Origin of the sequence: Campylobacter sp., from assembly GCF_017646085.1 — a bacterium.
GTDB lineage: Bacteria > Campylobacterota > Campylobacteria > Campylobacterales > Campylobacteraceae > Campylobacter.
Genome location: NZ_JAGCNF010000049.1, coordinates 1 through 6527, shown reverse-complemented (window position 1 = coordinate 6527; position 6527 = coordinate 1). Strand labels below are relative to the sequence as shown.

Sequence of the window (6527 nt, the reverse complement as noted above, 5' to 3'; positions counted from 1 at the left end):
CGTAGTAGAAAAATATTATGTCGATGATATAAATTTCACCCAAATCGTAGATAAAACAATATCTGGACTTTTAACAAACTTAGATGCACATTCTGGATACTTAGATGAAAAGGCATTTAAGGATATGCAAATTCAAACAAAAGGTGAATTTGGAGGCCTTGGAATAACTGTAGGAATCAAAGATGGCGCACTAACAGTAATCGCTCCAATAGATGACACACCAGCATATAAAGCTGGAGTAAAATCAGGTGATGTAATTTTAAGAATAGATGGCGAATCCACCATAAATATAACAATTGATGAGGCTGTAAATAAGATGCGTGGTAAGCCAAAAACGCCAGTACAAATCACAATTGTAAGACAAGGCGAAAAAAAGCCATTTGATCTAAATATAATAAGAGATATAATCACTGTAGAATCAGTTCAAGCCAAAATGATTGAAGATGAAAATATCCTATATCTAAGAGTTACAAATTTTGATCAACATGTAACCAAAAAAGCTAGAGAATTTATCAAAAAATATCCACAAGCTAAAGGGATTGTTTTGGATTTAAGAAATAACCCAGGAGGCTTACTAAATCAAGCTGTTGGCTTAGCAAATTTATTCATCGAAAATGGAGTAATCGTCTCTCAAAAAGGTAGAGATAAAAATGAAGATGAAATTCACACTGCCCAAAAAGGCAACTTTATAACCAACGCCCCACTTGCTGTACTAATTAATGGCGGAAGTGCTAGTGCTAGTGAAATAGTCAGTGGCGCATTGCAAGATCTAAAAAGAGCTGTAGTAATTGGTGAAAATAGCTTTGGCAAAGGAAGCGTTCAAGTTATTATGCCAGTTGATAAAAAAGAAGCACTAAGACTAACAGTAGCTCGCTACTATCTCCCAAGCGGTAGAACTATTCAGGCTGTAGGCGTTACACCAGATATAATAGTTCATCCTGGAAAGGTACCAAATGATGAAAATGAATTTCATCTAAAAGAGGCTGATTTAAAGCAACATTTAGAGAGTGAATTAGATAAAATTGAACCAAAAAATAAGAAAAAAGAGACAAATAGCAAAAACATAATAACTCAAAAACAAATTTATGATGATATTCAGTTAAAAACTGCAGTAGATTCAATAAAAATTTTAAACATCAAGTAAGGAGAAAAAGTATGGAAAAATCAGAATTACTTTACGAAGGTAAAGGTAAAAAAATGTGGTCAGTTAAGGACAATGATGAGCTATTAATAGCTGAATTTAAAGATGATCTAACAGCATTTAATGCCGAAAAAAAAGGTAATGAAGAGGGAAAAGGTGCGCTAAATAATAAAATTTCAACTGCACTATTTAAACTTTTAAAAGAAAATGGTATAGAAACTGCACTTGTTGAAAGTATAAATGAAACTGAACAACTAGTCAAAAAATGCTCAATCATTCCATTAGAAGTAGTAGTAAGAAATATCGCCACTGGTAGTCTTAGTAAAAGACTAGGTATAAAAGAAGCTACAGTATTGCCATTTACTTTAGTTGAGTTTTACTATAAAGATGATGCGCTAGGCGATCCGCTAATTAACGATGAACACGCAATTTTACTTGATATTGTACAAAGCGAACAAGATTTAGCAACTTTACGCCATTTAGGTAGACAAATCAACTCTGTTCTTCAGCCATTTTTTGCTACAAAAGGGTTAAAGCTTGTTGATTTTAAGGTTGAATTTGGTGTTGATAAAGATGGAAATATTCTACTAGCTGATGAGATTAGTCCAGATAGCTGTAGATTTTGGGATGCAAATACAGGCGAAAAAATGGATAAAGATAGATTTAGACAAGATTTAGGTAATGTAAAAGTCGCTTACGAAGAAGTCTTACGTAGAATATTATCATAATAAATTTAAAGGATAAATGATGAAAGTAATTGTAAATGTATATCTAAAAAATGGTGTTTTAGACCCGGCAGGCAAGGCTACAAAACATGCTTTAGAAAGCCTTGGCTTTAGCGGTGTAAATGATGTTAGAATCGGTAAACAAATCATACTAGAACTTAGCGATGAAACTAGCGATGAACAGATTAGAAATATGTGTGAAGAACTACTAGCAAATACGGTAATAGAAGATTATGAGATCGTAAAAGGCTAAAAAATGAGAGTAGCTATCATAAATTTCCCTGGCACAAACTGCGAACGAGATACTAAATATGCCTTTGATATGCTCGGATTTGACTCAGAGATTATTTGGCATAAAGAGACTGAATTTAAAGCAGATTTAATAGTATTACCTGGCGGTTTTAGCTATGGCGATTATCTTAGAACTGCAGCAATTGCAAAATTTAGTCCAGCTATGCAAACAGTAATTAAACATGCTCAAAATGGCGGCTTGCTGCTTGGTATTTGTAATGGTTTTCAGATGCTTTTAGAGAGCGGGCTTTTACCTGGTGCAATGAGAAGAAATGAAAATATGAGCTTTATAAGCAAATTTAACCATCTAAAAGTGATATCTAATAATAATAAATTTTTATCAAATTTCAATAATTCTGATTTAATAGATATCCCTTTAGCTCATGGTGAAGGCAACTATTATGCAGATAGTGATACAATTAAAAAGCTGTATGATGATGATTGTGTATTGCTAAAATACTGCGATAAAGATGGCAATGAGATTAGCGTAAATGGTTCAGTAGATAATATAGCTGGAATTTGCAATAAAGATAAAAATATATTTGGCCTAATGCCTCATCCAGAAAGAGCTGTAGAGAGTATTTTGGGTAGCACTGATGGAGCTAAAATGCTTAAAGGATTTCTTTGCTAAGGGCTATTTTTGCACTTATTTTGCTCATTAGCGTAGGTTTTAGCGAGCCTACGCCATTTGGACAACGCATCACTGATGAGCAGATGCAAGGTATAGCTGATACTGATGAGATTATGGATATTGATCCATCGTTAATCTATCAAAATATTGATCCAGTCGAGCTAGTTCTCACAAGCCAAGTAAAAGAAAAATCAATATATATCTATCAGCCTTTTACCTTAAATTTAACTGCTAATACAGATAAAGTTCTAGATTTTGATATGAATCTTACTATGCACTCTACTGATATAACTTGGCTAAATCCAAAGCCACTATGGAAAAAAAAATCCGCTGGAATCTACGAAACTACAATCCATCTAATAGCTAGTAGCGCTCAATCCAATATTGATGCTCTAACGCTCACGCTAAAAAGAAATGGAATTTTTTTTCAAAATAAAACAATAAAGCCAGATCTTCCAAAGATTAAAAATATTCAATTACGAACCGATTTTGCCAATTTTGTCGGAGAAAATTTAGAGATAAATATGGTAAAAAGCTCAAAATTTAATGAATACTCAAATTTAACTACCATAGAACTAGCAAGTAAAAATGGAAATTTAAGCCTATTTCAAATACCAGGAGAGTTTGAAAAACAAGGTTTTGATAGCCTAAAAGGCGACTATAAAAATCAAACTGGAATTTATTTTATAATAAGTGATAATAATAAAACTAATATAAACTTTAGTTACTACGATTACACTCAAAATATTTTTAAAGAGTTAAATTTAGATATAAAAGTACAAGATAATGATTTAAGTACTCAAGTACCACTTAATCCTAAAGAGGGTGAGTTTCGACTATATAAAGAGCTTAGTATTTATATTGCAATTATATTATTTTTACTACTTTTTATCTGGAAAAAGAGTTACTACTCCTTTATTATTGCAGTAGCATTTATAGCTTACGCAATCTATGATAATAAACCTTTTAGCGAAGCAAAACTTAAAGCAAATAGTAAAATAAGAATCTTGCCTATGCCAAATTCAACTATTTTTGCTATTGCAGCTAAAGAGCAAAATGTCAAAATTATTACCAAAAATGAAAATTTCACCAAAATTATCCTACAAAATGAAACTATAGGCTGGGTAGAAAATGAAAATATTAAATAAGATAAAAAGTTGGCTTTACGCCATAGAAATCACCATAAGTGTAATTATCGTGGTGCTGATATTTTTTATTGCACCATCTAGCAATCTATGGATAAGGCGAAAATGGACAAAAATGCAAAGATGGCTAATTGGTTATAAAATTGATGTAATAGGTAGCCCAGACCCACGTGCAAATATGATAATAGCCAACCATCAAAGTATGCTAGATATAATGGCACTTGAAGAAATTCATCCGGCTAATATCTGCTGGATTGCTAAAAAAGAGATAGAGGATTTACCATTTTTTGGAAATATCATTCGGGTACCAAAAATGATATCAATAGATCGCAAAGATCCAAGATCTCTACCAAAAATAATAAAACTAGCAAAAGAAAGAGTATCTCAAGGCAGAGTAATAGCGATATTTCCAGAAGGCACTCGTAGTACTGGCGACAAAATTTTAAAATTTAAAAATGGTGCAAATATCATAGCTAATAAGTTAAATTTAATAGTTCAGCCCGTGCTAATAATTGGCTCTAGAAAGATTATTGATAGTAAGAGTATAAGCGTAAATTCTGGTACTATTAAGATTATTTATATGGATATTGTAGATACAAGTGATGAGAAGTGGCTAGAAAATACTAGAGAAAAAATGCAAGCTCTACTAGAAGATAATTTGAATAAATAAGGCTAAAAATGTTAGAAAATATTGTAACTTATTTGGTTGATTTAGTAGCTAATTGGGGATATTTAGGGATATTTTTATTAATGGCTTTAGAGAGTAGCTTTTTTCCTTTTCCTAGCGAAGTGGTAATGATTCCAGCTGGATATTTAGTTTATACAGGACAGATGAATTTATATATGGCATTTGCTGCTGGAGCGTTTGGAAGTCTAGCTGGAGCGCTATTTAATTACTATTTATGCTACTTTTTGGGCAGACCATTTGTAGCAAAATATGGTAAATATGTAGGAATTACCGATGAAAAAATGGCTAAATTTGAAAGTTTTTTTAACCGTTATGGCGAAATTTCTACGTTTAATTGTCGCTTAATTCCAGGCATTAGGCAATATATTAGCCTACCAGCTGGACTTGCAAAGATGAATATTTTTACTTTTAGCTTATATACTACACTTGGTGCTGGAATTTGGGTTGCAATTTTGCTGGCTATAGGTTACTATATTGGCGATCAAAAAGAACTAATCAAAGAGTATTTAGGACAAATAACTATCTACTTACTTATAGCAGTAGCCTTAATTACTGCAATCTATATCTATATCCATAAACGCAAAAATCTATAAAATTACCTACAAACTATTAAAAAATCTTAAGAGTATATAAGACCTAGCTAAATTTAGCCAGGTCTTATTTAAAGCTTGCGACCAAATTTCCTACAAGCAAATTCCACCCATCTACAAGAACAAAAATTAAAAGTTTAAACGGCAATGATATCATAACTGGTGGTAACATCATCATACCCATAGCCATTAACACTGAGCTAACTACCATATCAATCACCAAAAATGGCAAATATAGCAAAAATCCTATCTCAAAAGCCGTCTTTAACTCACTAATAATAAATGCTGGCGCTGCAATGGTAAAAGGCACATCATCTATAGTAGTAGGATTTGGCAGCTCACGAATCCTATAAAATAGAGCCAAATCTTTCTCTCTAGTGTTGCGAATCATAAATTCCTTAAATGGCTTTGACCCACGCTCAAAGGCTTCTTGATAGCTAATTTGTTCATCTAAATATGGCTTTATACCTTGTTCATAACTTTGTTTAGCCACTGGTTCCATAATAAAAAAAGTCAAAATAAGTGCTAGTGAGATCAGTACATTTGTAGGTGGCATTTGCTGTGTACCCATTGCCTGTCGCAAAAATGAAAAAACAATTACTAAACGTAAAAAACTCGTCATTACAAATATTAGCGACGGTGCAAGCGCAAGAAGCGTCAATACTACAAGGACATTTAAACTAGTGACTAGTTGCTGTGGTGTATCTGGCGCACTTAGACTAAGGTTCATCGTTGGTACTGTAACACTCTCAGCGCCAAAACTACTTGTAAATATCAAAAATAATAGACCCAAAAATCTCAAAAAATCCCCTTTAAATAAGGATAATTCTACATTAAATTTAATTAAAGGCTAATAAAATATATTAAATTATCATTATAAATCATAGCTAGCATATTAGTTTTAAGAGCCTAAAATGGCTCTTAAAATAGTTTAATACTATCCTTGATAATTAGCCAACCAAAAACCACTGACTTTTTATTATATTTATGCTTTACATGCTTAACTTCGTATAAGCAATATTTATTTGACTAAAGCAACTTTTAAAACTTCAGTAATATCTTCAACGCCAATTATCTCCATATTATCTCTTACTTGTTGTGGGATATCTTTTAAGTCTCGGTCATAATTTTTAAGCGGTATTATTGCTTTTTTTACTCCAGCTTTATATGCAGCAATTAGTTTTTCTTTTAAGCCGCCAATTGGTAACACCTTGCCACTTAGCGTAATCTCACCAGTCATTGCTACATCACTATAGATTGGCGTATCGCTTAAAATTGAAGCAATTACAGTAGTCATTGTTATTCCAGCACTTGGT

The 6527-nt window shown here is 32.3% G+C and carries 9 protein-coding genes; 7 read left to right on the top strand and 2 right to left on the bottom strand.

Features of this window, described 5'->3' with window-relative positions:
- The 7 genes from J6V67_RS02565 to J6V67_RS02535 all read left to right on the top strand — a co-directional run.
- The coding region (locus J6V67_RS02565) for a S41 family peptidase (RefSeq protein ID WP_291858092.1) at positions 1-1144 on the top strand (1144 nt) is incomplete at its 5' end.
- 11 nt (positions 1145-1155) lie between these two features.
- Complete coding sequence (gene purC, locus J6V67_RS02560; RefSeq protein WP_291858089.1) at positions 1156-1869, top strand: phosphoribosylaminoimidazolesuccinocarboxamide synthase; 714 nt, start codon at positions 1156-1158, stop codon at positions 1867-1869.
- A 19-nt stretch (positions 1870-1888) separates the two neighbouring features.
- On the top strand, positions 1889-2119 hold the full coding sequence (gene purS, locus J6V67_RS02555) for a phosphoribosylformylglycinamidine synthase subunit PurS (RefSeq protein WP_291858085.1): 231 nt from the start codon (positions 1889-1891) through the stop codon (positions 2117-2119).
- 3 nt (positions 2120-2122) lie between these two features.
- Complete coding sequence (purQ, locus tag J6V67_RS02550; RefSeq protein WP_291858082.1) at positions 2123-2788, top strand: phosphoribosylformylglycinamidine synthase subunit PurQ; 666 nt, start codon at positions 2123-2125, stop codon at positions 2786-2788.
- A complete protein-coding gene (locus J6V67_RS02545) occupies positions 2782-3936 on the top strand; it encodes a hypothetical protein (protein WP_291858080.1) in 1155 nt (384 codons plus the stop codon). The genes purQ and J6V67_RS02545 overlap by 7 nt, the downstream gene beginning before the upstream one ends.
- Positions 3920-4603, top strand: coding sequence for a 1-acyl-sn-glycerol-3-phosphate acyltransferase (locus J6V67_RS02540; RefSeq protein WP_291858077.1), 684 nt, complete (start codon positions 3920-3922; stop codon positions 4601-4603). The genes J6V67_RS02545 and J6V67_RS02540 overlap by 17 nt, the downstream gene beginning before the upstream one ends.
- An 8-nt stretch (positions 4604-4611) precedes the next feature.
- Positions 4612-5214, top strand: coding sequence for a DedA family protein (locus J6V67_RS02535; protein ID WP_291858075.1), 603 nt, complete (start codon positions 4612-4614; stop codon positions 5212-5214).
- A 64-nt stretch (positions 5215-5278) separates the two neighbouring features.
- Here J6V67_RS02535 and fliP read toward each other — a convergent pair whose 3' ends face one another.
- Entirely contained in the window at positions 5279-6013 is a 735-nt protein-coding gene (gene fliP / locus J6V67_RS02530) for a flagellar type III secretion system pore protein FliP (protein ID WP_291858072.1), read from the bottom strand.
- A 219-nt stretch (positions 6014-6232) separates the two neighbouring features.
- Positions 6233-6527 (bottom strand): S16 family serine protease (locus J6V67_RS02525; RefSeq protein WP_291858069.1); only part of this gene is annotated, 295 nt, incomplete at its 5' end.